This window comes from Acinetobacter sp. RF14B (genome assembly GCF_006864105.1).
Taxonomy (GTDB): domain Bacteria; phylum Pseudomonadota; class Gammaproteobacteria; order Pseudomonadales; family Moraxellaceae; genus Acinetobacter; species Acinetobacter lwoffii_C.
Window position 1 is genome coordinate 1 of record NZ_SMTB01000010.1, and the last position, 24,629, is coordinate 24,629.

General features: G+C 38.5%; 21 protein-coding genes and 1 pseudogene. 13 read left to right on the forward strand and 9 right to left on the reverse strand.

Translation table 11 applies throughout. From position 1 onward, the window contains the following. Window positions 1–189 precede the first annotated feature (189 nt). The 10 genes from E2K52_RS02910 (at window position 190) to E2K52_RS02960 (ending at window position 13,579) form a co-directional block, all read left to right on the forward strand. Window positions 190–1,104 carry an OmpA family protein gene (locus E2K52_RS02910; RefSeq protein WP_151203549.1) on the forward strand — a complete coding sequence of 305 codons (915 nt, stop codon included), beginning with the start codon at window positions 190–192 and terminating at the stop codon, window positions 1,102–1,104. Between the two features lie 396 nt (window positions 1,105–1,500). Continuing rightward, entirely contained in the window at window positions 1,501–2,724 is a 1,224-nt protein-coding gene (locus E2K52_RS02915) for an efflux RND transporter periplasmic adaptor subunit (protein ID WP_151203552.1), read from the forward strand. A 10-nt stretch (window positions 2,725–2,734) separates the two neighbouring features. Continuing rightward, window positions 2,735–5,818, forward strand: a complete 3,084-nt coding sequence (locus tag E2K52_RS02920) for an efflux RND transporter permease subunit (RefSeq protein ID WP_004974298.1) — start codon at window positions 2,735–2,737, stop codon at window positions 5,816–5,818. Next, complete coding sequence (locus E2K52_RS02925; RefSeq protein WP_004974301.1) at window positions 5,811–6,134, forward strand: DUF3240 family protein; 324 nt, start codon at window positions 5,811–5,813, stop codon at window positions 6,132–6,134. Before E2K52_RS02920 ends, E2K52_RS02925 begins: the two co-directional genes overlap by 8 nt. Continuing rightward, window positions 6,134–7,441, forward strand: a complete 1,308-nt coding sequence (locus tag E2K52_RS02930) for a TolC family protein (RefSeq protein WP_004974304.1) — start codon at window positions 6,134–6,136, stop codon at window positions 7,439–7,441. Before E2K52_RS02925 ends, E2K52_RS02930 begins: the two co-directional genes overlap by 1 nt. 84 nt (window positions 7,442–7,525) lie before the next feature. Next, window positions 7,526–8,176 (forward strand): response regulator, encoded by a 651-nt coding sequence (locus tag E2K52_RS02935; RefSeq protein ID WP_264765936.1) that lies wholly within the window; start codon window positions 7,526–7,528, stop codon window positions 8,174–8,176. After that, a complete protein-coding gene (locus E2K52_RS02940) occupies window positions 8,177–9,541 on the forward strand; it encodes an ATP-binding protein (protein WP_004974307.1) in 1,365 nt (454 codons plus the stop codon). A 368-nt stretch (window positions 9,542–9,909) separates the two neighbouring features. After that, on the forward strand, window positions 9,910–11,586 hold the full coding sequence (locus E2K52_RS02950) for a phosphoethanolamine transferase (RefSeq protein ID WP_151203557.1): 1,677 nt from the start codon (window positions 9,910–9,912) through the stop codon (window positions 11,584–11,586). A 1-nt stretch (window position 11,587) separates the two neighbouring features. Further along, window positions 11,588–12,259, forward strand: coding sequence for a response regulator transcription factor (locus E2K52_RS02955; protein WP_151203559.1), 672 nt, complete (start codon window positions 11,588–11,590; stop codon window positions 12,257–12,259). A 3-nt stretch (window positions 12,260–12,262) separates the two neighbouring features. After that, window positions 12,263–13,579: an ATP-binding protein gene (locus E2K52_RS02960; protein WP_151203561.1), complete on the forward strand. Its 1,317-nt coding sequence runs from the start codon at window positions 12,263–12,265 to the stop codon at window positions 13,577–13,579. A gap of 50 nt (window positions 13,580–13,629) precedes the next feature. Here E2K52_RS02960 and E2K52_RS02965 read toward each other — a convergent pair whose 3' ends face one another. From E2K52_RS02965 to E2K52_RS02995, 7 genes are all read right to left on the reverse strand, one after another. Next, the gene (locus E2K52_RS02965) at window positions 13,630–14,316 is read right to left on the reverse strand and encodes a phosphatase PAP2 family protein (protein WP_151203563.1); all 687 of its coding nucleotides are present in this window, start codon (window positions 14,314–14,316) and stop codon (window positions 13,630–13,632) included. Window positions 14,317–14,355: 39 nt separating this feature from the next. Then, window positions 14,356–14,742 carry a diacylglycerol kinase gene (locus tag E2K52_RS02970; protein ID WP_151203565.1) on the reverse strand — a complete coding sequence of 129 codons (387 nt, stop codon included), beginning with the start codon at window positions 14,740–14,742 and terminating at the stop codon, window positions 14,356–14,358. Between the two features lie 206 nt (window positions 14,743–14,948). Continuing rightward, window positions 14,949–15,209 (reverse strand): helix-turn-helix domain-containing protein, encoded by a 261-nt coding sequence (locus E2K52_RS02975; protein WP_016658942.1) that lies wholly within the window; start codon window positions 15,207–15,209, stop codon window positions 14,949–14,951. A gap of 279 nt (window positions 15,210–15,488) precedes the next feature. Then, complete coding sequence (locus tag E2K52_RS02980; RefSeq protein ID WP_151203567.1) at window positions 15,489–15,857, reverse strand: antitoxin Xre/MbcA/ParS toxin-binding domain-containing protein; 369 nt, start codon at window positions 15,855–15,857, stop codon at window positions 15,489–15,491. Window positions 15,858–15,947: 90 nt separating this feature from the next. Then, entirely contained in the window at window positions 15,948–18,905 is a 2,958-nt protein-coding gene (locus E2K52_RS02985) for a site-specific integrase (RefSeq protein WP_151203569.1), read from the reverse strand. Then, the gene (locus tag E2K52_RS02990) at window positions 18,902–21,082 is read right to left on the reverse strand and encodes a hypothetical protein (RefSeq protein ID WP_151203571.1); all 2,181 of its coding nucleotides are present in this window, start codon (window positions 21,080–21,082) and stop codon (window positions 18,902–18,904) included. The genes E2K52_RS02985 and E2K52_RS02990 overlap by 4 nt, the downstream gene beginning before the upstream one ends. Continuing rightward, window positions 21,079–21,576 (reverse strand): hypothetical protein, encoded by a 498-nt coding sequence (locus E2K52_RS02995; RefSeq protein WP_151203611.1) that lies wholly within the window; start codon window positions 21,574–21,576, stop codon window positions 21,079–21,081. The genes E2K52_RS02990 and E2K52_RS02995 overlap by 4 nt, the downstream gene beginning before the upstream one ends. Window positions 21,577–21,884: 308 nt before the next feature. Between E2K52_RS02995 and E2K52_RS03000 the strand changes: the two genes are divergently transcribed. Next, window positions 21,885–22,148 carry a hypothetical protein gene (locus E2K52_RS03000; RefSeq protein ID WP_005094670.1) on the forward strand — a complete coding sequence of 88 codons (264 nt, stop codon included), beginning with the start codon at window positions 21,885–21,887 and terminating at the stop codon, window positions 22,146–22,148. Window positions 22,149–22,217: 69 nt separating this feature from the next. Here E2K52_RS03000 and E2K52_RS03005 read toward each other — a convergent pair whose 3' ends face one another. Together E2K52_RS03005 and E2K52_RS03010 are read right to left on the reverse strand one after the other, a co-directional pair. Then, window positions 22,218–22,532: a hypothetical protein gene (locus E2K52_RS03005; protein ID WP_151203573.1), complete on the reverse strand. Its 315-nt coding sequence runs from the start codon at window positions 22,530–22,532 to the stop codon at window positions 22,218–22,220. A 100-nt stretch (window positions 22,533–22,632) separates the two neighbouring features. Continuing rightward, the gene (locus E2K52_RS03010) at window positions 22,633–22,962 is read right to left on the reverse strand and encodes a DUF4236 domain-containing protein (protein ID WP_151203574.1); all 330 of its coding nucleotides are present in this window, start codon (window positions 22,960–22,962) and stop codon (window positions 22,633–22,635) included. Window positions 22,963–23,113: 151 nt separating this feature from the next. Between E2K52_RS03010 and E2K52_RS03015 the strand changes: the two genes are divergently transcribed. Both E2K52_RS03015 and E2K52_RS03020 read left to right on the forward strand, forming a co-directional pair. Further along, a complete protein-coding gene (locus tag E2K52_RS03015) occupies window positions 23,114–23,704 on the forward strand; it encodes a class I SAM-dependent methyltransferase (RefSeq protein WP_151203576.1) in 591 nt (196 codons plus the stop codon). Between the two features lie 2 nt (window positions 23,705–23,706). Next, window positions 23,707–24,602, forward strand: a pseudogene (locus tag E2K52_RS03020) (HNH endonuclease). Window positions 24,603–24,629 lie beyond the last annotated feature (27 nt).

Consider the following 24,629-nt stretch of genomic DNA (forward strand, 5'->3'; position numbering starts at 1 on the left):
CAATTACACAGAATAATTCGGTACTATTGAACATCGGGACTAGAGTTGTGGGTTTTGTGTGGTAACTCAACTGATGGCTCTAGTCCTCCTATTTTTCAAGTTAATTTCTTATCCGCGATTCGGGTTATTTATATTATGCCTTAATTATGTTTTTAGCATCTGAGTTTAAAAAAAACAGGAAAATTTGTTATGTCTAAATCTTTATTAACAGTAATAATTATAAGTTTAACCGGCTTAGCCGCCTGTACATCATCCCCTTTTAAACATCCGACAGATTTACGCTTTCAAGAAAAAAAACCAGCGAATACCCAAACTCTCACTGTAAAAAGAGATGGAATTTTATGCGCTGAAGATACGGAAGAAAAGCAAGACTGTCCAATTGAGCTTTATATTGATAATTTTAAATCGGGGACTTTTTACATTAATAACTCTGCTCATTATTATTTAAAGCCTGAGACTTATAACTTTAAAGTTAAAAACTGTACAACAGATGAGTGCAAATCCTGTGATGTGGATTTAAATCCGCAAAAACTAGCAAACAATCATTTCACTTTAACGGTTGATGAGAGCGGTCATCCATTTATTTTAAATGGAGACAAACCACTTGTATGCGCTGAAGAGACACAAAAATCTCAAAATGTACCTGCTTCTACATCGAGTGTAGAAACAACTACGGTAATTGATCTCGCAGCAGACACCTTATTTAAGTTTGATGGCTCCTCGTTAAATGACTTATTACCTAAAGGGCGCCAGGAAATCATAGATTTAGCTCAAAAAATTACTTCAGGTTATGCCACTGTACGAGAAATTAAACTGGTCGGACATACTGACCGTTTAGGCAATGATCAATATAACCAGAAATTAGGACAAAGCCGTGCAGATACCGTACGTGATCTTTTGGTTCAAAACGGTGTGGCTGCCAATGTCGTAAGTACGGCAAGTGCAGGTGAGCAACAACCTGTGACAGATGGCTGCTTTGCTGTAAAAGAGCGCGAAGCATTGAAGGTCTGCTTACAGCCTGACCGTCGTGTCAGTGTAGAAATCACGGGTATTAGTAAGGACCCCAACCTTGGCAAGGTCACCGAGATTTATTCCATTAAATGACCTTAATTATAAGTATATGATTTGATTACTGGTATATAGTTTTTGGTGGAGTAAAATTTTGATCAATTTAGATCATTTAATGTGGTTTTGGTCACTTCATTTTAGACATTTTAGTTTATAAAAGTCACCTATGTTTTGATGCTGATTTTCGTGAGAAATAATAACAATATATAGTTTAATATAATGATTATTAATAATTTATAAATCGACTACAACATGTAGTAGCGAAGATGCTCAAAATGCACTTACTACGTAACATCAGTTAAATAAAAGTCTCCCACAAACCCAATACGGTTCACTTGGGCCTATGCAGTCTGAAATAGGTTTATAAACTTAATCTGATCTTAAGAACTTAATCTTAGCTTTGTAGAGAAAATCTCTTGAAGGATGAAACGAGTGGATCAGCGAGTAGATGTACTAAATTTTAAAAAACTATTATATCTAATGAGCGTCTTGATCTTGATTAGCCTTGGGCTATGGTGGGGAAGTAAGCTGCTCTCGAATAAAAATATAGAGGCTAAAGTAGAGAGACAGGTTTCAGAGGCTGAGAGGAGTCCTGAAGTCTCAGAGCAACAAATCTTAATTTCTTCAAAACAAATTGAGCAAGTTGGGATCAAATTACACACATTAGGTGCTTCTTCTACTAACATACAAAAACAAATTATTTTACAAGGGCAAGTACAGTGGTCACCAGAAAGCAAAGTTGTACTGACTAGTCCTGTTTCAGGAATGGTGCAGCAAGTTTTGGTACAACCCTTGGCAGAAGTTACCCGGAATCATCATGTACTTGCTGTACATAGTCCAGATTTAATTCAGATTCAAAATGAAATATTGCAGCTTCGTGCTCAACAACAATTAGCCCAGCAAAATTTAACACGTGAACGTAGCTTATATGCTGAAGGCATTATTGCCGAGAAGCGTGTGCAAGAGGCACAGAATCAAGTACAGCGTCTTAATATTGACTTAGGTGCAAAACAGCGAATGCTGCAATTTATGGGAGGAGGGCAGGTAAATAGTCTAAATTCCATTGTCTATGTTAAAAGCCCAACAAGTGGTTATATAGAAAACTTACAGGTTTCTACAGGTCAGTATGTTGAGGCTGGTACAGTATTAGGTCAACTTGTAAACGCTGATTCACCGTTACAATTGTTATTACAAGCTAATTTAGCTGACAGTAAATATGTGCATATTGGGGATGTTGTTCAGGTTGAAGGTTGTGATATTACAGGGCATATACAAAATATCGCTCCAGCACTTGTAGGGAATACACAAACTCAAAATATCATCGTACAAATGGATACCAAACATAATTGTTTGCGGGTGCAACAATTTGTCAAAGTTCATGTTCAAAGTAAGCAGCCAACAGTAATTGCAGCATGGCCAGTACCAAGTACTGCCATAACCTCACAAGATGGTAAACACATTATTTTTGTTAAAAATCAGAAGGGGTTTGAAGCTGTAACGGTTGAAGTTCTATCAGCTGATCAGCAGCAAAGTTATATTACAGCTGAAAAATTAAAACCCAAAATGCAACTTGCTATCAGTGGTGTAGAGCGTCTCAAGGCGGTGTGGTCTGGCTTTGGTGCAGAGCAAGCACCTATTAGCACTACAGAACGTTGAGGTGAGACATATGTTAAAACGTCTTATCGCCTTTTCACTTAGTCAGCGCATTTTAATATTATTGCTCACATTGGCGATCAGTGTGGCAGGCTACATTGCTTTTACGAAACTACCAATTGATGCTTTTCCTGATGTGTCAAGTACGCAAGTACAAATTGTGATGAAATCGCCCGGCATGACGCCCGAAGAGGTGGAAAGCCGTATTGTTGTACCCATTGAACAAGAAATGTTGGGAATATCTCATCAGACAGTAATGCGTTCGCAATCTAAATACGCGATTGCGATTATCACATTAGACTTTGCTGAAGGCACTGACCCTTATTGGGCTAGACAACAGGTGAATGAACGTTTAAGTAATGTGATGTCTGCATTACCAAGTAGTACGTCAGGTGGAATTGCACCCATGACGACCCCATTAGGTGAATCTTTTATGTTTACCTTACATGGGCCACTCAGTGATATGGAAAAACGAACTCTACTTGATCGGGTGGTTCGTCCACAACTTCGTAAAATTGAAGGGGTCGCCGATGTTAACGCTTTGGGGGGACTTGTTCGTACATTTGAAGTGACCCCTAATTTAGAGGCCCTGGCGGCACGAGGCTTATCTTTAACACAGCTACAACAGGCAATCGAGCTAAATAATGCCAGTGATGGTGCTGGGCGGCTTAATGAAAATGGAGAGTCATTACTGATCCGAAGCGATAGCCGCGTCAGAAACCTTGAAGAGTTAGGCGATATTATTGTTTCTAGCCATCAAGGAACATTGGTGCGGGTTAAAGATGTTGCACAGGTACATACTGGAGCACTCACACGCTATGGTGCAGTGACTGAAAATGGCCAAGGTGAGGCTGTCCAAGGTATTGTATTAACTTTAAAAGGTGCGAATGCACGTCAAGTCGTTCAACATGTTCGTGAGCATTTGTCCGACATTGAAAAAACTCTGCCACAGGGTACAACGATTGAACCATTTTATGATCGTGGTGAGTTGGTAAACCGAGCCATTCATACCGTAAGTAAAACGTTATTAGAAGCTATTGTCTTAGTCTTGATTTTACTTTTATTGTTCTTAGGAAACCTAAGGTCTGCTTTAGTGGTTGCGGCAGTTTTACCATTATCTGCACTAAGTACTTTTTTGATGATGCACCATTTTGGTTTAAGTGCCAATTTAATGTCTTTAGGTGGTTTGACGATTGCGATTGGTTTATTAGTGGATGCTGCAGTTGTAGTGGTTGAAAATATTGAAATGCAACTTGCTGAAGCAAAAGAGTCACCGCAACGTTCTTTTTTACCGCCATTAAATATGATTTACCGCGCAGTGTCTGAGGTTGCAGTACCAGTCACAGCAGGCATGATCATTATTATGTTAGTGTTTATTCCATTGGTCACGCTTGAAGGATTGGAAGGGAAGCTCTTTTCACCTGTGGCTTTAACAATTGTATTTGCTTTATCAAGTTCACTAATTTTTTCTTTGACAGTGATTCCTGTACTGTGTTCATTCTTTCTAAAACCGAAAGCACATCACACACCCTTTTTAGTAGCTAAATTAGAAACTGGTTACCGAAAACTTTTGAATCTGAGTTTAGCCCATCCTAAACAGATTTATGTCTTAGCAGGTGGTACCTTACTTCTGGCTGCATTGATTTTCCCATTCATTGGAAAGTCATTTATGCCAACCATGGATGAGGGAGATACTATTTTACAGTTAGAAAAAATCCCTTCGATTAGCTTACAAAACTCAATTGCATTAGATCTGGATATTCAAAAACGTATTTTGGAACAAGTGCCTGAAGTTGAAAGAATTGTGGCACGTACAGGTTCTGATGAATTGGGATTAGACCCTATGGGGTTAAATGAAACAGATAGTTTCATTGTGCTAAAACCACAAACGCAATGGCAAGTCAAAAATAAAGAGCAAATTTTAGAAAAAATTCGTCTTGTACTTCAAGATGTTCCTGGCGTGAACTTAACATTTAGTCAACCCATAGAGATGCGCACTTCAGAAATGTTGTCTGGAGTACGAGGAGATTTGGCTGTCAAAATTTTTGGAAGTGATTTAGACCAGCTTAATGATTTATCAAAGCAAATTGCAATAGTTCTACAAGGCATTGAAGGCAATGAAGATGTCATGACACTCGAAAATTCGGGAGTACAGTATCAAGAGCTGCGAATCCATCGTGATATGGCTATACGAAATCAATTGGACAGTCAAAATGTTCAAGCCCAACTCAAGATGCTCGTGGAAGGCAAAGAAATAGGTTCCATTATTGAACAGGGGCGCCCTGTTCCATTAATGATGAAAGGGGATCCACGTTTGGGAGAGTCGAGTTTTGAATTTTCCAATATTGCCTTGCCAATTGAGAATGCAGCTGCAGTGCCATTGTTATCTTTAGCAGAAGTGGTTAAGACTGAGGGTGTCGTAAAAATTGATCGTGAAAATGCATCACGAATGTCAGTGGTACGTGCCAACGTACGTGATCGTGATTTAGTTAGTTTTGTAGATGAAGCAAAACAATTGGTTGCAGAGAAAGTCAAGTTACCAACCGGCTACTCACTCAAATGGGGGGGGCAATTTGAAAACCAACAACGTGCGGCTGCTCGCTTAATGCTTGTTGTACCTGCTGCATTAACAATGATCTTCTTTTTACTATTTACGACTTTGGGTTCGGTGCGTCAAGCCGTATTGGTTTTCGTCAATATTCCCTTTGCGTTAGTCGGTGGAGTATTTGCATTAGCATTAACAGGTGAGTATTTATCTGTTCCTGCATCAGTTGGTTTTATTGCCTTGATGGGGATTGCTGTACTGAATGGTTTAGTGATGATTAGTTATTTTAATCAACTGATTTCTCGTGGTGTTGCAATTGAGGAAGTTGTTCGTGAAGGTGCTATGCGCCGTTTACGTCCAGTCATGATGACCGCGAGTATTGCAGCTTTAGGTTTGATCCCATTGTTATTTACTACTGGCCCTGGTGCCGAGATTCAACGTCCATTGGCGATAGTTGTGATTGGAGGGCTTATTTCTTGTACTTTGCTGACTCTGATTTTACTTCCTAACTTGTTTAAAAAATTTGGTTTAGCGCGAGATCATCATGTCTGAAATATGCCAACTCTCTATTAACGTGTCCTCTGATATTGCTGAAGAACTTATGGAGCATTTGTGGTTAATTCCTGAGTTGATTTCAGGGTGTACTTGTGTCAACGCACAAGGGTTTGGTAATCGCCAACATTATCGTAATGTTCAGGAAAAAATTCGCGGAGCAACTGAACGGAATCTTATATTGCTGATTGTACAACACGAATCTGTATCATTGGTTTTGGCGCATATTCAGCAAAAATTTAAATCAAGTGATTGTTTTTATTGGGTCATACCTACATTAATTTCTGGTTATATGAGCCAAGGAGCACTTGACTAATGACATTAAATATCAAATTTAAATCAACACTTCTAGGCCAAATTTGGTATCTGTTTGGGTTGGGCTATTGTTTTACAGTGGCTTCGACAGCAATTGCAAAACCTCAACTTGAAGCTGCTTTGCCACCACTTGAAGCAGTACAACAGAGTCTAGTAGAACATCCGAATGTGCGTGCTGCAATATCAGAGCAAGATTATGCAGACTTTGCCCGACAAGGATTAAAAGTAGGGCAAAATCCGTGGACTGTTACAGCCGGTATGCAAGTACGTAAGACGGATACACAACTAGAGCGAAAACAAGCCAATAGTTATGAACCTAGTTTGGGGATAGAAAAACAAATACGTTTGCCTAATAAATACCGGCTAGATCAAGATCTAGCACAACGTATTTCAAGTATTGCAGAACTGAAGTATGAGAATGCTCAACATCAAGCATCTAAAATGTTGTTAAATAGTTGGTTTGCTTATATGCGAAGCACATTGCATTTGAAGCGACTGCAAGAACAGCTGGATCAAATTCAGCAATTTATCCAAGTGACTGAACAACGTATTCGAGCAGGAGATGCACCACGACTTGAGCTAATGCTCTTGAAGAATGAGTACCAACAACTTGAGGAACAATATATGCAAGCTAAAGCTGCATATATTCAAGCTCAGCAATTGTTGGCCCGCGATTATAGAGGAAAGATCCCTGAACAGTGGAGCAGCGATGTTATACAGCCTAGCCCTATACAGTATAGTCAAGCAGAGTGGGTACAGAAAATTTTGTCAGTTAATCATGAGTTAGCACTCGTAAGGATGCAAGCTACACAGCAATACGCAGTATTAAAAAGAGAGCAGCTTAATAGACTGCCAGATCCTACGATTGGTTTTGGTTACAGTAGGGAGCAATCGGGAGAGGAGAATTTATTAGGGGTTAGTGTTTCAATTCCTTTGACTGCGCGACAAGTCGGTATTGCTTCAGGAATGGCAGCGGCAGAAGCAAAAAAAGCGGATTTGGAGGTATTGCGTGTAGAAAAACGTCTGCGTCAAGAAATACAGGGGTGGGTGATTCAAATGGAGTCAGCGACTGTACGGAATACGAAGGCGCAAGAAAACTTACAACTGTTGCAACAACAACATCACTTGATGCAAAAAGCGTATAAATTAGGTGAGTTGAATCTCAATGAGCTTTTGTTGCATTCGCAGCAATTGATTGAAGCACGTAGCCGAGTCGATCAAGCTAAAGTAGATTATGCAGAAAGTATGAGTTCCTTATTACTTGATTCTCATCAATTGTGGCCTTTACATGAGATGGATAGAATTTAACAGTAATATTTACGAGCATAGTAGGGATTATAAATTTGCGCTGTAGTTTGGTAAGCAAGAGAAAAAGGTGTTATGAGAGTTCTATTGGTAGAAGATGATTGCTTGTTGGCAAAAGCAACTGCACGTGGTCTAGATCAAATGGGCTTTGTAGTTGACATTGCGAGCACAGCAGAGCAAGCGTACCATTTTTTAGTGAGTTATCATTATCACTTTATTCTACTAGACTTAGGTTTGCCTGATCGAAATGGGATTGAAATTTTAAAATCACTACGTCGCAAAAAGAATCAAGTTGGAATTATTATTCTGACTGCTCAAGATCAAGTTGATGATCGTATTACAGGTCTAGAGGCAGGAGCTGATGATTTTGTTGTTAAACCTTATGATTTACATGAGGTCGTAGCAAGGATTCATGCTGTATTACGCCGAATTTCAGGAGAGGTAGGGGACCTAATTCAGGTTGGAAATATTAGTATTAACAAAGCGAGTAAACAAGTACTGTTAAATCAAGTCGAAATTGAGTTGACACATAAAGAGTTTCATTTATTGGAGTTATTTACTCTCAATCGTGGTCGTGTAATTTCGCGTGAAAATATAGAAAATTCATTTTATGCTTATGACGTTGATGTGAGTAGTAATGTTGTACAAGTCTATATTCATAACTTGCGTCGGAAATTAGGTAAAAATATTATCCGTACAGTACAAGGTTTTGGATATATCATGGATGAACAGCATTAAATGGCTGATCCAATTCGCAGCTATTCATTAACCCAGCGCTTATCTATAATTTTACTGGCAATTACCACTAGCGTTTGGTTGGGTAGTTTAGGAAGTATTTATTGGGGAATGCAAAACACTGCCAATAATATTTTTGATAAGTCATTGGCAGAAACTGCTCATGCTTTATTGTCTACGACTCTAAGTACCCTAGATGGAAAAGTACCGCAGCATACAGTGATTGAAAAAGCTAAGGGTGAGCATTATGACCAAATTGTATTTCAAATTTGGCATCGTGATGGACAATTAATTTATCGTTCTATTGGTGTGGAAACACAGCCATTTGTTCAGCAAGATAATTTTGGTTGGATTAAACTGAATAATAATACTTATCGTAGTTATTCTGTTTGGGATAGTACGCATACAATACAGGTACAAATTGCGCAGGTTTGGACAATTCGAAAAGATATTCAGCAAGATATGTTGCTGTTTTTGATTTTGGTTTCAATCATATTTTTGCCATTATTATTATGGTTGATTATTTGCACGATCCGTCGTCATTTATTGGCTGTATATAGCATTAGTCAAAACTTAGAAAAACAATCCATTGAACATTTAAATCCAATTAAGCCAGTTGTACCGAAAGAAATAGAACCTTTAGTGAGCTCTTTAAATACCTTACTTAGTGAGATTGCTGAAAGTATGCAACGTGAAAAACGTTTTACCTCAAATGCCGCTCATGAACTCCGTACACCATTAGCTGCTATACGCTTACATGCCCAAGTACTTCAAAATGCACGTTCCAATGAGGAGTCTAAGGAAGCTGCACAGGACATTATTACAGGAGTAGACAAAGCATCAAGAATGATTACTCAGTTGCTTACATTAGCGAGGCTTGAACCGAATGCCACACAAAACAAAAGCAATATTGATTTGGTAGATATTGTTAAAGGTACAGTTGAAATGATGGGTATTCAGTTCAGAAAAGCAGGTGTAGACTTACAATTGCATCTCACCTCAGTGTGCGTTTGGGGGCAGTCAGATCAGTTGGAAATTATGTTGAGAAATATACTCGAAAATGCCATTCTTTATCGTAGTTCAATACATAAACCCATTATTAAAGTCAGTTGTGGAAGTATTGGAAATGGTAGTTTTATACAGGTTGAAGATAACGGCATAGGTCTAGATGAAGCACAAATCCCATTTATATTTCAGCGTTTTTATAGAATAAATCAAGCCAGTTCTGTAGTAGGAAGTGGTCTGGGATTATCTATTGTGAAGCAGATTATTGACTCTCATTTAGGCAAGATTACTTTACAACGTGCAAATGCAGTTGGAGGATTGATTGTCAGAATTGAATTTTTCAAAAAATTGAATATTTATTAAAACGATAGTCAAAAAAATAGATTTTATCATATTGATTTATAAATTTAATTTAAATGCTGGCGTATATCGTTGTCCACTCATAATGTTCTCTCCTATGCAAAAAGAATAGACGAAATTTGTCTAGGAGAATGGTGGCAGTCCAGGGCCTGGTTCAAGCATGACTTGAGTAATACTCGGGCTGTGCTCATGATTTGCTTGAGCATTACTTGCGGATTTTCCCCAACGTGCTTGGGCTGCATTTTTGGTTTTATCAGATTTGATTTGAAATCAAAATATGTATAAGTTTTTGTAGCTCTCAGATTATTTTAAGTCATTTTTAAGATTCAAATTTTAGGCTAAAGCATATTAAAGTCTTTGAACTAAAAAAAATGCTTAAGCTGCCTTCTTTTCCCGGTCTACGCCAGATCAAACCCATCAGCCTTGCACGCTTCAACCTGTTACTCGCCATTTGGCTGGGACTGGTCTTAAACTTTGCTTTCTATCAGAAAATCCATCAACTGACGCCTTATACCAACCTCAAGGCAGACGCATTATTGGCGGCTACAGTCCTGGTAGTTATCGGCTTGTACAATCTGGTCTTGCAGTGGCTGAACTGGAAATGGAATGCCAAGATACTGGCCAGTGTGCTGATCATTCTGGGCGGTTTTAGTGCTTATTTTGTCAATAGTCTGGGGGTTGTTATTACGCCGGACCAGATCCAGAATATGCTGCAGACCGATGCCCGGGAAGTCCGTGATCTCTGGTCAATACGGCTGGTGATCTGGACGCTGGTCTTTGTGATTTTTCCTTTGTGTATCGTCTGGATGCTGAACATTCAGCCTGCATCTTTCGGGCGTCAATTGTTGCATAAAAGCCTGAGCAGTCTGCTTTCGGCCGTATTGATTCTAGGACTGTTATTCTGTTTTTATGTCGATTATGCAGCCATCTTCCGCGAGCACCGCGATCTGAAGGGCATGATTTCCCCGCAAAATAGTATTGCATCCACCGTATCCTACTATAAAAAGAAAGCACCTAAAGCCAATTTGCCTTTGATTCCTTATGGTGAAGATGCCCATCTGCTGCAGCAGGCTCAAATACAGAAACAACCCAAATTGATGGTGCTGGTGGTTGGGGAGACTGCACGTGCCGAGAGTTTTGCTTTAAATGGTTATGCACGCAATACCAATCCTGAACTGAGCAAGTTACCGATAATTAATTTCAATCAAGTCAGTTCTTGCGGAACTGCCACAGCTGTTTCAGTACCGTGTATGTTTTCAGGGATGACACGTCAAAACTATAATGAACAGTTGGCTAGCCACCGAGAAGGTTTGCTGGATATTGCTCAGCGGGCCGGTTATCAGGTGACCTGGATTGATAATAATTCGGGCTGTAAAGGTGCCTGTGACCGCGTACAAAAATACCAGATTCCAGCCCAACTGAAACAGAGATGGTGTGATGCTGGTGGTGAATGTTTTGATGAAATCCTGGTGGATAGCCTGAAAGATTATCTGGCGCATCTGGATAAAAACAACTCGAAACCGCAGTTAATTGTACTGCATCAGATGGGCAGTCATGGCCCCGCATATTTCAAGCGCTCCAAAGCACCATATCAGCCATTTCAACCGACCTGTAATACCAATGCCATTCAGGGCTGCAGTACAGAAGAATTAAAGAATAGCTATGATAATTCGATTGTATATACAGACCATGTTCTTGCCGAGATCATTGAAACTTTAAAGCAACAGACTCAATATCAAACCGGTTTCTGGTATCTGTCTGATCATGGAGAATCTACCGGAGAGCACGGTTTATACCTGCATGGTGCTCCTTATAGCATGGCGCCCACGCAGCAAACCCATATCCCAATGCTGATGTGGTTTTCTGATACCTGGCAACAGTATAATGCCCTGCAGCTAAACTGTTTAAAAACACAGACCGGACAGGCACGCAGTCACGATCATCTTTTCCCCAGCTTATTAAGTATGCTGGATATAAAAACGCAAGTGATTGAAGCTAAAAATGATATGCTTGCACAATGCTCATCATCATTAAAAAACAGAGCTTGAAATGCATAAAATACTGATTATTGAAGATGACTTTATGATTGCCGAGTCGACTGAAACATTGCTTAAACTGCATCAGTTTGAGGTGTACTGGGTCAATAATGGGATTGAGGGTTTAAAACAATTACAGCAGCAGGTCTACGATATTGTGCTGCTCGATTTAGGTTTGCCAATGATGGATGGCATGTTGGTGCTAAAAAATATCCGGCAGAAGTTTCCGAATTTACCGGTATTGATTATCTCTGCCCGGGATCAATTACAAAACCGGGTAGATGGGCTGAATCAGGGAGCTGATGACTACTTGATTAAACCCTATGAGTTTGACGAACTGCTGGCCCGTATTCATGCCTTAATCCGACGTGCCGGCTTAAAAAATACTGTGACAGATATGAATAAGAAATTATCACACAGTGGGCTGGAACTGGACCTGGAACAGCACATCGTATGCTTTAATGGTGAACCGATCGAGTTGTCTAATCGGGAATGGTCTATTCTCACTGCACTCCTCATGCATCCTAGCAAAATTTTTTCTAAAAACGATTTAGAAGACAAACTTTATGATTTCGATAGTGATGTAAGTAGTAATACTGTGGAAGTCTATATTCATCATCTGCGCGCCAAATTAGGAAAAGACTTTATACGGACGATCCGTGGTCTAGGATATCGCTTAGGATAGAGCATGAAGCCAAAACGTTATTCCTTACAAAAACGTCTAATTATTTATATTTCATTGTTTAGCGTGGTATTGGGCTGTGTACTAATCTTTGCAGCATACCGGATTGCACTTGAAGAAATTAATGAAGTCTTGGACAAACAGATGCAAAGTCTCGCAGAGCGCATTGCAGAAAATCGTCCAGAACCGCTACAAAGCAAGATCGATTTAGAAAAACAGTATAGTGAGGAAGATTTATTTGTAGATATCTGGTCTTATACACATACTACATTACATCCACAGGATGTTTTGGTTGCATCGGTCAAGAAAGCAGGATTCTATACGCATCAGACCCCTTACGGGACTTGGCTAACTTATATTATTCCTGGAGACCAATTGCAGATCCAAGTGAGCCAGCAAAAAAATGTCCGGCAAGAATTAGCATTGGAACTCGCAGCGAACATGTTTCTCCCTTATGTACTATTTCTTCCTTTTGCTATATTCGGTTTAAGCTGGGTAATTCGGAGAAATTTTCAGCCTCTTAATGATTTTAAAACAGAATTGGCCAGCCGTAAGGCTCAAGAATTAAAGCCGATCGCAATGAAAGATTATCCCTTGGAGCTGGAACCGACCATTCAGGAAATGAATTACCTGTTTGGCCGTATTTCCCTATCACAACAAGAGCAGCGCCAATTTGTAGCAGACTCTGCACATGAACTACGTACACCACTGACAGCTTTGAATTTACAGTTGCAGATATTATTACAGCAATTTCCACAAAGTGATGCCTTGCACAACTTGAGTCAGGGCGTCTTGAGGATGCAACATCTGGTAAATCAGCTATTAAGTCTGGCCAAACAGGAAGTCACAGATGGTTTAACTGAGCCTGTACAATCCCTGTCTCTGAATCAAATGACAGTCGCCTGCATTGAGCAATTGATCCAACTGGCACTACAGAAAGAAATTGATTTAGGGGTGGAGCAGCAACAGGAACTGTTGATTCACGGCCAAGCTTCGGCCTTGCATTCAATTATTTATAACCTGATCGATAATGCGATTAAATATAGTCCGAAGGATGGCGTAATTAACGTATCGATTTTCCAGCAAGGCCAGCAGGCAGTTTTACAGATCGAAGATAGCGGAACCGGGATTGATACTGCTCAATTCAATCAGATTCGGCAACGCTTCTACCGGATACATAATTATGCAGAAATTGGCAGTGGTTTGGGTTTGTCCATTGTAGATAAAGCCACCGAACGCTTGGGTGGAACACTAGAATTTTCCCGAAGTCTCAATCTGGGTGGCCTTTGTGTACAGGTCAAGTTTCCTTTAGCCAAAGCCTAAGGGGATAGGCTTAGGGCTATTTGGGCGTTGAGGCTGCTTGATTAAACGCGCTAAGGAACAGTTTTTTCTATCTCTAATTTGTGACTAAATAGCGCATAGCCGATAACATTCAGACACCAGATAATCCAGCCAGTCCAAAGGTTATGACTCAGGAAATGCGCTCCACGCATCATTTGTGCCCAGCCCATGGCTAACCCTAAAATTACCGCAGCGATCAGAAAGAAATAAGCCCGCTTGGGGTTAGACATGCGATAAACAAAATAGCCAGCCATTAAGGAAAAACCGCTAGAGGCATGCCCTCCAGGAAAACAGTGGCCAGCAGTAGCACTAAAATCCCATAAAATACCATCATAAGTAGGAATAACCATATTCCAGGGACAGGCATGGGCTGACTGGGATTTTAAAATTCCGATCGAGGCTGTGGTCACTGCTACCATGCTAAAGAAATAGCCAAATTCCCAGCGCCGCGTATGCCAGTTCTGCCATTTTAGTGAGACCTGCCAGCCTAGAAATAATAGGATATACACCAGAATCAGCATGTCTTTAACATAACGATGATTAAGTTCTGCCAGCGCCCAATTTTGCCGAAGGGGAAATTGTCCCTGACCATCGATAAAGGGATAGATAAGCTGTAAATCAAGCACTCCTCCAATATCAAAGAAGTTCAAAAGAACCAAAAAACTGAAACTCAGTAGTAATATTTGATTTAGTAAAAAACGAGATCGCTCTGACAACATTTTAAATATTCCATTCTTGTCGTTGTAGCAAAAATGAGGTCACAATGAATGACCGATTAAAATGATGCCCCAAGTTACGGTAATTAAACTGAGTGCGACAAACTGAGCGGCACTGCCCATATCCTTAGCATTTTTGGATAACTCATGCTGTTCTATGGAAATACGATCCACTACTGCCTCAATTGCTGAGTTAATCAGTTCAACAATCAGTGCTAGCAGGCACACAGCCACCATGAGTGCTTGCTCAGCTAGACTCTCGGATATCCAAAAACTAAGAGGAATCAAAATCAGGTTAATTAGCACGATCTGCCGAAAGGCAGCTTCAGTTCGGAAGGCTGTTTTAAGACCGGCCGCGGAATAACGGGTAGCATTGAAAATACGTTGTATTCCGGAAGTGCCTTTATAGAGTGAACGATCAGGGGACATAGAAGTGATTCAGTTAAGACGAGATTTGATTAATTTAAGTTCTTAACCTTAAAACTCTCTTAAAAATGGATGTCGATTTGATCCGCATTTATCTAATCAGATTTATGATCTAGATGTGTATTTCAATCAGCTTTCATATAAAAAATTAATTTGAATGGATTGGGGAGAATTCACCTTTTGAATGTTTGTGTAAAAAAGCTGTTTATTTATTTGTCATATTCTGAAAATATTTCTTCAATTTCATCCCACTGTGGCAATTTACAATTTTTTTTATTCACTTCGAATTGTAAACCAACACCATCAAGCACACGTTCAAATATGTCAAATGAACCTGTAAAACGGCCATTTTCCATCTCTGAAATTGTTGTTTTATTGACTTTAGTTTTTTCTGCAAGACTTTTCTGTGTGTGGCCCAATCCTTTTCTGGCCAAACGTATTTTTTTACCTATTTCACCTCGTGTAGCCATTTTTTGCTCCCCAAATTTGTTAGCTATATAGCAAACTTTTAACTAATAATAGTTAATGTTCGCTATATAGCAAACTTTTATAATGATTCTTGAATGGCTAAATTGAACTTATAAGATTCAATTTAGCCTCGAATTAAGTTAATAGAATCCATATATGTATGGCAGTTATCAATAATGAGGCAGTTGTATACCTCTTGAGAAGAGGAACTTCTTATACCTTAAATTTAAATTATTAGACAAACAATGACTTTTTTTGTGTGTAATAAGGCCTTGTATATCTTAATATTTACCCTGAAGCCGAAGCCCTTCGACTACGTTTAATATAGTAATTAATCCCTGAGTAGTCTGAATCTGTTCTATTGGAATGCCTTTGGTTAACTTATTTGGTGCCTTCATAAAATGCAGCATCCATTTAGCCTCTCCACCTGTTAAAGCATCTAGTGATATTGCAATACGAATTAAAATAATTGCGAGCTCTCCCTGACTTGAATCAGGATCTAACTCAAGCGAATTTAAAGTTTCTATTGAATCTAAATTGAGAATGATAGCAAGCTGGCCCTGTGTCAAACCAAGTTGATTTGCAGATGATAAAACAGCTTTAGCTAATACCTTTTTTTGTTTTGCAATTTTTTCTGGTGTTTTATGCATGACTGATCTCTGTTTCAGACGTTGCTGATATCTAGAGTTTATACTATTTGATTATCGTTTCTCAGAGTTCAAATTTTTATTACAAACAGCTTAAAGATGAGAAACTATCATGAGATACATCAGTAGTTTGAATACCCCAAGTGCTTTTGCATCTTTATACTTGAAAGAGAACTTAATTCGCTCTTCATCCTCATTCAGGCTGAAATTTTCTGCCCGTAATGTTAAATCCTGTAATGTCTTTTTGAGCTCTGTCTTGCTCTGCTGAGAGAGTTCTAAATGAAGATATTTTTTTGGAAATAAGCTATGAATAAAAGAAAGAAGTTTCTTCAGTTGCCGTTTTTCATTCAGTTCAAAAATTAACTGGGCTGAATTGGGCTGAACTTTTTCAAGATAAATTGAGTAGATCGTATTGAGCTGTTTTTTGTATTTACTTTGTACATTTGCATAACGCTCCTGAACATGGTGAATGACCTTTTTTTCCTCCTGATTGGTCGGCAACATGGTAACTAATGCAGCAGGAGTTTTCCTTAAAAAATCTGTGGTAAATAACCTCGATGATTTTTTTTGGTTTACATAGGAGGTTTTCAAATGCAGAGCTCTGGCACGTAATTTTTGCGCGATTTGCAAAGGAATAGCTTCAGGTAACAAAAGGTCTTGTTCTTTTTCTACTGCAAGAATGTGATGCAATAGTTCAAAAGTCATTTCGGAATCATGTGCTCCCAAGATCAGTGGGTCAGTGGAACTCTGGTGCCCTGGTTGATATTGATGATCATGTTGCTTGTAACGGTCTTTAGTAAGTTGATCAAATAAGAACGGTCTTATTGCACGTTGTTGAACAGGATATTTAACAGCAGCATCATGTTTTAGAATATTAAAATAGGCTTCTTTAGGAAGCAGGCTTTGTATTTGATTAAGCTGATAACTGATTGCCAGATGCATTAAATGCAGATAGCTAGAACAGGTTGTTTCAGGTGTCAGATGCCCGGCAAAATGTGAAAGAGCATACCAGGTCTGTTGAGTATTTCTGATCCGTAGCAAGGCAGAACGAATGCGTATTTGCTCATTTGGCGTATAGTCTGTAAATGCATCAGCAAGCGGTGAGTGTTTTAAAATCAGATAGAGATGATTAAATGCTGAATGACGCAGACTATGATAAGTAAAATTGTGCTCTCCAAAAGTTGACTGGATCAATTGTTTCAACAGAGCATTGACTTCATTTTCATGAGTTTCTTCCAACGACTGTTTGAAAAATAGCGGTTGTGTAACTGATTTTCCTTGTTCTTTTAGCAAGCGTTTTCTATTCTGACTATATGCTTTAAATGTATGTAATTCGTCGGCTTTAAGGAGATGATGCAGGGGAATCTTGCGGTAAGCTGAGTAGCTTTTTTGATTTTTATTGCGATTGTTTCGAACAGTGAGTATCACAGCATCTTCACTAATAAATAGATCACGTACGAAGATATTCAATGTTTCATTGATCCGTAGTCCGACTCTGAACCCCAGAATAAAAATCAGTTTAAATATATTTTTATCCTGAATCGAGATATCTTGAGTATTTTCGAGCTGCTCTAGCATGTGGTGAAAAATATGGGGCGAGATCAATGCGGTTCTGCAGATTTTTACCTGGATTAAATTATCCAGATCGATAGTGGGTGCGTTAAAGAATAAGGTTTGTTTGTGATGAAACTCCTGTAGACGTTTTTGTAAAGTCGCTCTAGTTGTTTCTTTCTTTAATAAAAGCATTTCTCCATACAGATCTTCAAAATCAGCATCTGAAAATGATGAAATATCTTTGTCTTGTGTTGCCTGCAGCCAAAGGACTGCAAACTGTGAAAACATGGTCCTCAGAGAACTTTGCTTGAGCGGCTGAAAATCTGCACGTATAAGCTTGCGCTTAAATCGTTCCTGCTGCTGAATAATATGATTGAGAAGGTCCAGTTGAGGCTCCGTTAATTTTGAGCGTAGAATGCTCCACAGCAGCAAACGTTCCAAGGCTGGAGATTGTTCTCTGGCATATAATTCTATGAGTTGATCGCTATAGTTTTTTGCACGAATAGCTTGACGTATTTCTACTAAAATATCAGCTACATCTAATGCAATAGTGACTGTAGATTGGTCCTGAGGGTTTTTATAAACTTCCTGAATCGTATGGGTAGGTGTGGGTTCAGGCTGAATAAAATAAGCTGCTAATTGTTTTTCGAGAGGACTGGAACTGTAAATTTCATTTTTTAAGATACAAATGGACATTTGATCCAGTCCGCTGTTTTTCAGGAACTGTGTATAGTAAAAACCGTATTTTAACAGGTCTTTACAACGCACCTTTTCCTCAGGAAAGGATTCGTTGATGCAAGTGTTGATCAATTGTTCTGCGTCATCAATATCTGAAAATAAATCAAATTTTTGATGTTTTAGTCTGTAGATCCAGCATTTCACAATATCGTGCAGCACAAATGTTTTGGTATAGCTGACTGAAAACTCAGGGTTATTAATACGCTGATTACCGAAATTTGGATTTGGGATCTCTAGCGAAACAACATGATTCGAGTCTAAGAAGCTTTGAAATTTCCTTGTTTTTAAAATGATTTTTAAAAACTTTTGTAGTTCGTTCTCATTATAAATGCCATTGAATAATATTGTGCTGATCAAACAAAAAGCGAGGGATTGAGTTGGACTGAAGTCATTATGTTCTGTCCAGTGAGCAATCACATTCTGGGCAAATTGAGTAATTTTTTTACCATGTTTTAAGGTTTCAATATTTTGCTGTGGTAGAGTTCTCTCATGTCTCACAGGAGTGGCGGGCACCGGATAGTTTTGATTCGATAAGCGGTTAAAGCGCTTAATATATTTAGCAAACTCTATACGTGCCATCTGATAGCTACGGATATTTGACTTACAGTGTTCTAAAAGCTGATTATCAACTTGGCGACAAATTTCCGAATAGTTTTCAGGTGTCAGCTCTATACATTTCTCACTAAACAATTTCAGAAGAAATGCTTTGTTTTTTCTATGCTTTTTTATTCTTTTGAGGGAGTGTGGATGTCTGCTCATTTAATCATGATCCCGTTGAATGTCGACATACTTTTAAGCTCTAATATTTCAATTAGCTTGTCTTGTGCTGTTCTAATTTGATCGTAATCAGTCGCCTGAAAAGCTGAATAGCGGTCAAACAGTCCTTGCATTGCTTCGTCGTGACCAAAGATGCCCTTAACTATGTCTTCATTGCAGTATTGGGCAAAAAAATAACGAGCAAAGTGGCGGGTCCAATTGCGCTGAAGAGCTATTTCTGTACAGTATTTTTGAATATCAGAAAGTTCTAAATTTCGGATATATCCTTGTGGATCGTAAAATAATAGAAAGGGGCGCTCACCCTCGAAGACCTCATGGATTGCTTGTACTTGTTCATTGGACAGATAGGCCTTTGTGAGGTGGAGAAAGTGTTTTAAATATTTTAGGTAATGCTGTATTTCATCACGAAGATAATCGTTAAATGGTAGATATCGTCCAATGGTGCCCGAATAACGCTGCTCTTTATCTGCAACAGCCATCAATTGATTATCGAGATCAAGATAATCGAGATTCGGGGGAAAGGCTTCATTTGGTCGGGCAGATGTCATAATCATGCAAACGTACCATAGCCAAATTGAATAATATTTCAGTGTTTTGAAAGGGTTAGGATTGCCCCGAACTTGCTGGTCAAGCTGTTTAAAAAAGGATTTAACCAGAGGCAGGTCTGGCGTTTGCTGACTACCGAAAGTAAGAGGGGATTTAAATTCTTCGATATAACTAGTGTCGAGCTGCGGGCAAACCAGATAAAGTGTTTGGCTATAAATATCGAGGATATCAACAATTTTCATTGAATAGTAATGGCCTGGGGTGTAGCTATTAACGTTTTCTCCACTAAGTAATTTACTTTCCAATTCATATCCGAGTGTATTCAACGTGATATCGCTGATTAAACGAGGAAGGTTTCGAGCTGTTAAATGAAAAGTAAGGCCGTCACTGATTCTACGTAAATATTCTTGTACATCTGAAGCAATATCATCTTTATCCCACTTTTTTAGTTGAAAAATCTGATCAAAATAAACTTTGGGTAAGGGGATGGTAAAAGAATTTCCTATATTCAGCATATATTCTTTTAATAAAGCATCTTTAAATTTAGAGTTATCAAAACTTTGCCGAAAATAGAAGTTTTCAGGGCTAAAAGTAATTTCTTTTCTTTTTGAACTCAGACGGAAATTTTTCCGAAATACTAATAGCTCTTCATAGTATGTCAAACTGAGTACTGAAAATAAAAGTAAGGCATGAATTGGAGAGGTTTCTGCCTGTTCAAACAAAATTCGTATAATATGCTGTGCGGTAGGCAAATCAAAGACACGAGGATTTGACTTGCTCATTAACTGATTTTTGTTTTGATGCAGAACTTTGTTCTTGAGATTATTGACCTGAGCTGTAATTGAGTATTGCTCAAGAGGATTAAATTCAAAATTATGATCTTCAAATTTTTCTATAGTTTTATCTTCGCGTGGTTGTTTGGCTGTACCTTGTTCAAAATGAGTCTGATGCGTTTGTTCATCATCGAGAGATATTCTTGATGTCTTTTGAACATCAGTTTGAGGAGGTTCTTTGGCGCCTGAACTGCTTTGGCGATTTCGTTTTAAACGTTCAGACTGAGTAAAGACATATTGATAGATGACACGTAGATTTGCCAGCTGGCCAATTTGTTTTTCATCTAATTTTGGTGTGGAGCGGTTAAGTAACTCTCTATTCTCAATTTCTGCTTGATTTAGAAATGCAAGCAGATCTTTTAACTCTATAGGAAGAGGAGCTAAGAAATTGTAAAGCCAATAGTATTCTTGCTTTGTACTAGCTAAACGAAAACGTCTACAAAGGTTAGCTACAGTGGCTGCATGTTCTTTGTTATTGAGCGATTCAATGCATTGAGTATTAAAAATAGCCCATTTTAGTGCAGTTGTTTGATATGCTGATGGGGTGTTGATGAGTGCAATAAGGTAATGAGCTAGAGGATACTCACTGATTGATGTATCAGCAAGATCTTGTTTTATGATGTTATCAAGTTGAATTATTTCAGTGTGCTGAATGAAGTCATTGAGCTTAAGGGAATCACTATAATTTTTCAGCTTTGCTTCTGCCAATACTTGGTAGAACTTTCGAAACGGCTCAAGCTTTAATTCTTGAGTATCTTCTAAATAACTATATCCATTCATGATGAAATTCCCGCCAGAATTTTTTCTAATGAAATTGGACCTGCATAATCTGAAATAGAACTTATCGGGCTTTGGGATTTGGATAGTCCTGATAATTCTCGCAGTTGGTTGATAGTTAAAATTTTATGACCGAAAACTTCTTGAAGATGGTCAGGTCGGTATTGTTCATTCAGCCAGTATGCAATGATATCTAAGCCCTGAATTGAGTGATGCAAACCAGAACTGAGTAAGTTTCTTACTTCGTTTAGAGCCTGAATGATGGATTCATATGAATTATTTTTCTCGTAAGCTTTAAACTTAAATTGAGTTTTATTCTTATTGTAAAAATAAGCATAGATCCAGCTGAAATGGCTACTAAAAAAATAGTGATCTGGTTTATCAGTTGTAAGGAGAGGGATATCTATATTTTGTTTAAAAGTGAAATCCAAATGATAGTTTTGCTGTTTCTCATTAAGCTGAAAAAATAAAGCTATCCAGATTTGATAAGCATGCATACATTTGGGATAACACATTAATTGCAGATTTTTTGCAGATACGCGGCAATTTGGTACGTTTTTCTTTTTTCCAGACATACAGTGATACTTCCCCATATTTGTGCCAAATGGCTGAAAATAAAAAATAATATTCATATAATTTTCAATAGTGATGCAATGGCTAAAAATACCATATATGGTGTTTGTGAATTATTAAAATCACTATATATAGTTTTTATTGTTTTTAGAATTGGGATTAAAATAAAAAATAAGTAAGTTTTTGCTAAGTATATAGACAAATTTAACTTGATTGATATCGGGAGCCGTATATGGAAATTAAACAACTGAAACAGGTAGAAGTCGTTACAGATGTTGTATGTGATGTATGCAACCAATCAACGAAACTGGAGTTTGGAACTTTATCGGCACATTGGGGCTATGGTTCTAAGCATGACGGGGAAAGATATGAATTGCAGTTATGTGAGAAATGTTTTTTTTATGCACTTGCGACATTAAAAAAAGAGCGAGCAGATGAGTTTATGTTTGATGAAAACTTTGACCCTTCAACCCTAGATGGGTTTGGGTTGAAGTGAACCTATCATCGCGACAGGTTCTAAGAATCCAGAAAATACTGATTCATATCCACGCTAGCAGCTTCATTTTTAATGGCGAGTAAGGGATTCAGGAAAAATATTTTTCTTTGCTTCGAGGTCACTGAGTTCGGAAAATGCTTGAATACCGCCTGCGGCTTTAATTCCATCTAAAGCGACAGATAGAGCTTTCTGATCTGACAGGAATGTTTCATCCCATACGGTAGAAGTACCACTTTGGCTCACCACTTCCAGTGTCCAATCACTATCAGGTAATCGATAAATTAGAATTTCAATTTGCTCATTATCCTCTTGTAAAACTTGAGATAAGGGAGAGTCGATTAAATCATTTTCATCATAATCCAGAGTATTGTCATTATCAGACATTAGCGGCAGCCTTTATTGTATTTAACATCCGTCCATAGTAATGAATGAATTAAATTTTGCCTAGCGGAATGAATGTTATGGGTACAAAGGACGGCTAATTCTAAAAAATAATAGCCCCGACAATAAAACAAAATAATCCAAAAATTACCCAAATCCAGACATTCGATTTGGGTTTCTCAGTATGTGATGTATAGAGTGGTTGTTGTTCCTGAGCAGGATTCTCTTGGTTGCCAGCTCTGTTCTTATAGGGTTGGTACTTGGAATAGGATAGGCCTGTGCCTGGAATACCAACGCTGGTTCGGGTGCCTTTTTTGCCAATATTTAAAGAAGTACCAGGTTTGCCAATGCTTGCACTGCTGATGCCTTTATGCGTCAGATTGATTTTTAATCCAGGTAATATTTTAATACTCTTGCGAAATCTGAAGCCCATATTTTTTCCATTTACAAGAACCAGTTTGGTTTCTATCTCAGTTATCCGGATACAGTGAAATAAGAGTTTGATTCATTCATAGGACTGATCATTTGACTTATCTAGTGAAATATCAGTATGTTCTTTAACATAAGATATTGGCTTTTAGACAATGAATCAAACATCAAATTATTACAATCAACATGCTCAAGCATTTTTTGAAAATACCTATCAGGTTGAGATGGAAAGTCTTTATGCACCATTTCTAAGATATTTGCCGGAACAGGCATTAATCCTGGATTTGGGCTGTGGCTCGGGGCGGGACACTTTGGCATTTAAGAAAAAAGGCTATCAAGTTGAGGCAATTGATTATTCTACCGAGCTGGTTGAAAAGGCGAGAGAGCTGACAGGCATCGAGGTACGTCAGCAAAGTTTTTATGAGCTGAATGAAGTAGCTAAGTATGATGGGATTTGGGCTTGTGCTTCTCTTTTGCACTGTGAAAGAGATCGCCTGACTGAAGTGCTGGCGCGCATATTTAAAGCATTAAAGCCAAATGGTGTGTGTTATATGTCTTTTAAATATGGCGATACAGACCGTGAGAAAAAAGGGCGCAGCTTTACTGACTTGAATGAGCAGCAAGCTTACGACTTACTCAAACAAATAGATCAGGCTTTACTGTTACAGCAATGGATTACTGTAGATAAACGCCCAGACCGTACAGAAAAGTGGTTAAATATTCTGATTAGAAAAAAGCAGGCTTAGACATGTTGTTCAGTACAGCCGAAATACCAACACCCAACGAGCAGCTGAAATTCTTGAAGCATATTCAGCAGATATTGCAGTCAGGGACTTTTACTTCGACCTATAAGTTTGCCTTGCTGATAAGTATCACGCGTCTGGCGATTGAACAGGGGCAAGATACCGGTGCTGCGTTGCATTTGGAATATCAGGATATTGCTGAAAAGTTTATTAACCTGTACTGGAAACAGTCACTGCCGTTTCAGTTTAACCAGTATGAGCCTTTTACTATTCATCAAAACACTGGTAAGCAGGCAAAGATCATCAGTGAAATTCAGAATGCACAGCAACAATTCAAGACCTTGGGAACGTTGAGAAAGGATGTACTTTACTGGAACAGGCTGAAGCGAACAGTTGCGACAACGGTAAAGCAAATGCCAGTAGTGTATTTGCAGAATCTGAATGGTCAAACGGTAGAATTTCTCTATTGCCTTGAAGACTCCAAACAGTCCCTCAAGCTTTTACCCAAAGTGATGTATTGTTTGAGACAGTTTAGTGAAATTATTGAAGAGCTGTGCCAGAAGCGCTGGATCATTTTATTCCATGGTCTCTATATCCTGCCGATACCGGACATAACTTTGTTCTGGCAGATGATAAATGTAATTCACAAAAAAGGAATTATCTGGCATCCGAGCAATTCCTAGATCAATGGCTAGAACGTAATTATTTACATGATCGACTAATCACTCAAGAGATTTCTCAACTTGGTTTTTTAACTGATATGCAGCGTTCGCGTCGGGTAGCTGATTGGGCATACAGACAGGCAGTTGAGAATGAGTATTTGGTTTGGTTGGGTGGTAGTGAAAAAAAACTAGTCTCTAAACTTATAGAAATTCGTTGTGAGAACAAAGTGATAATTTAATTAATAAGAAAAATATCAGTTATTATC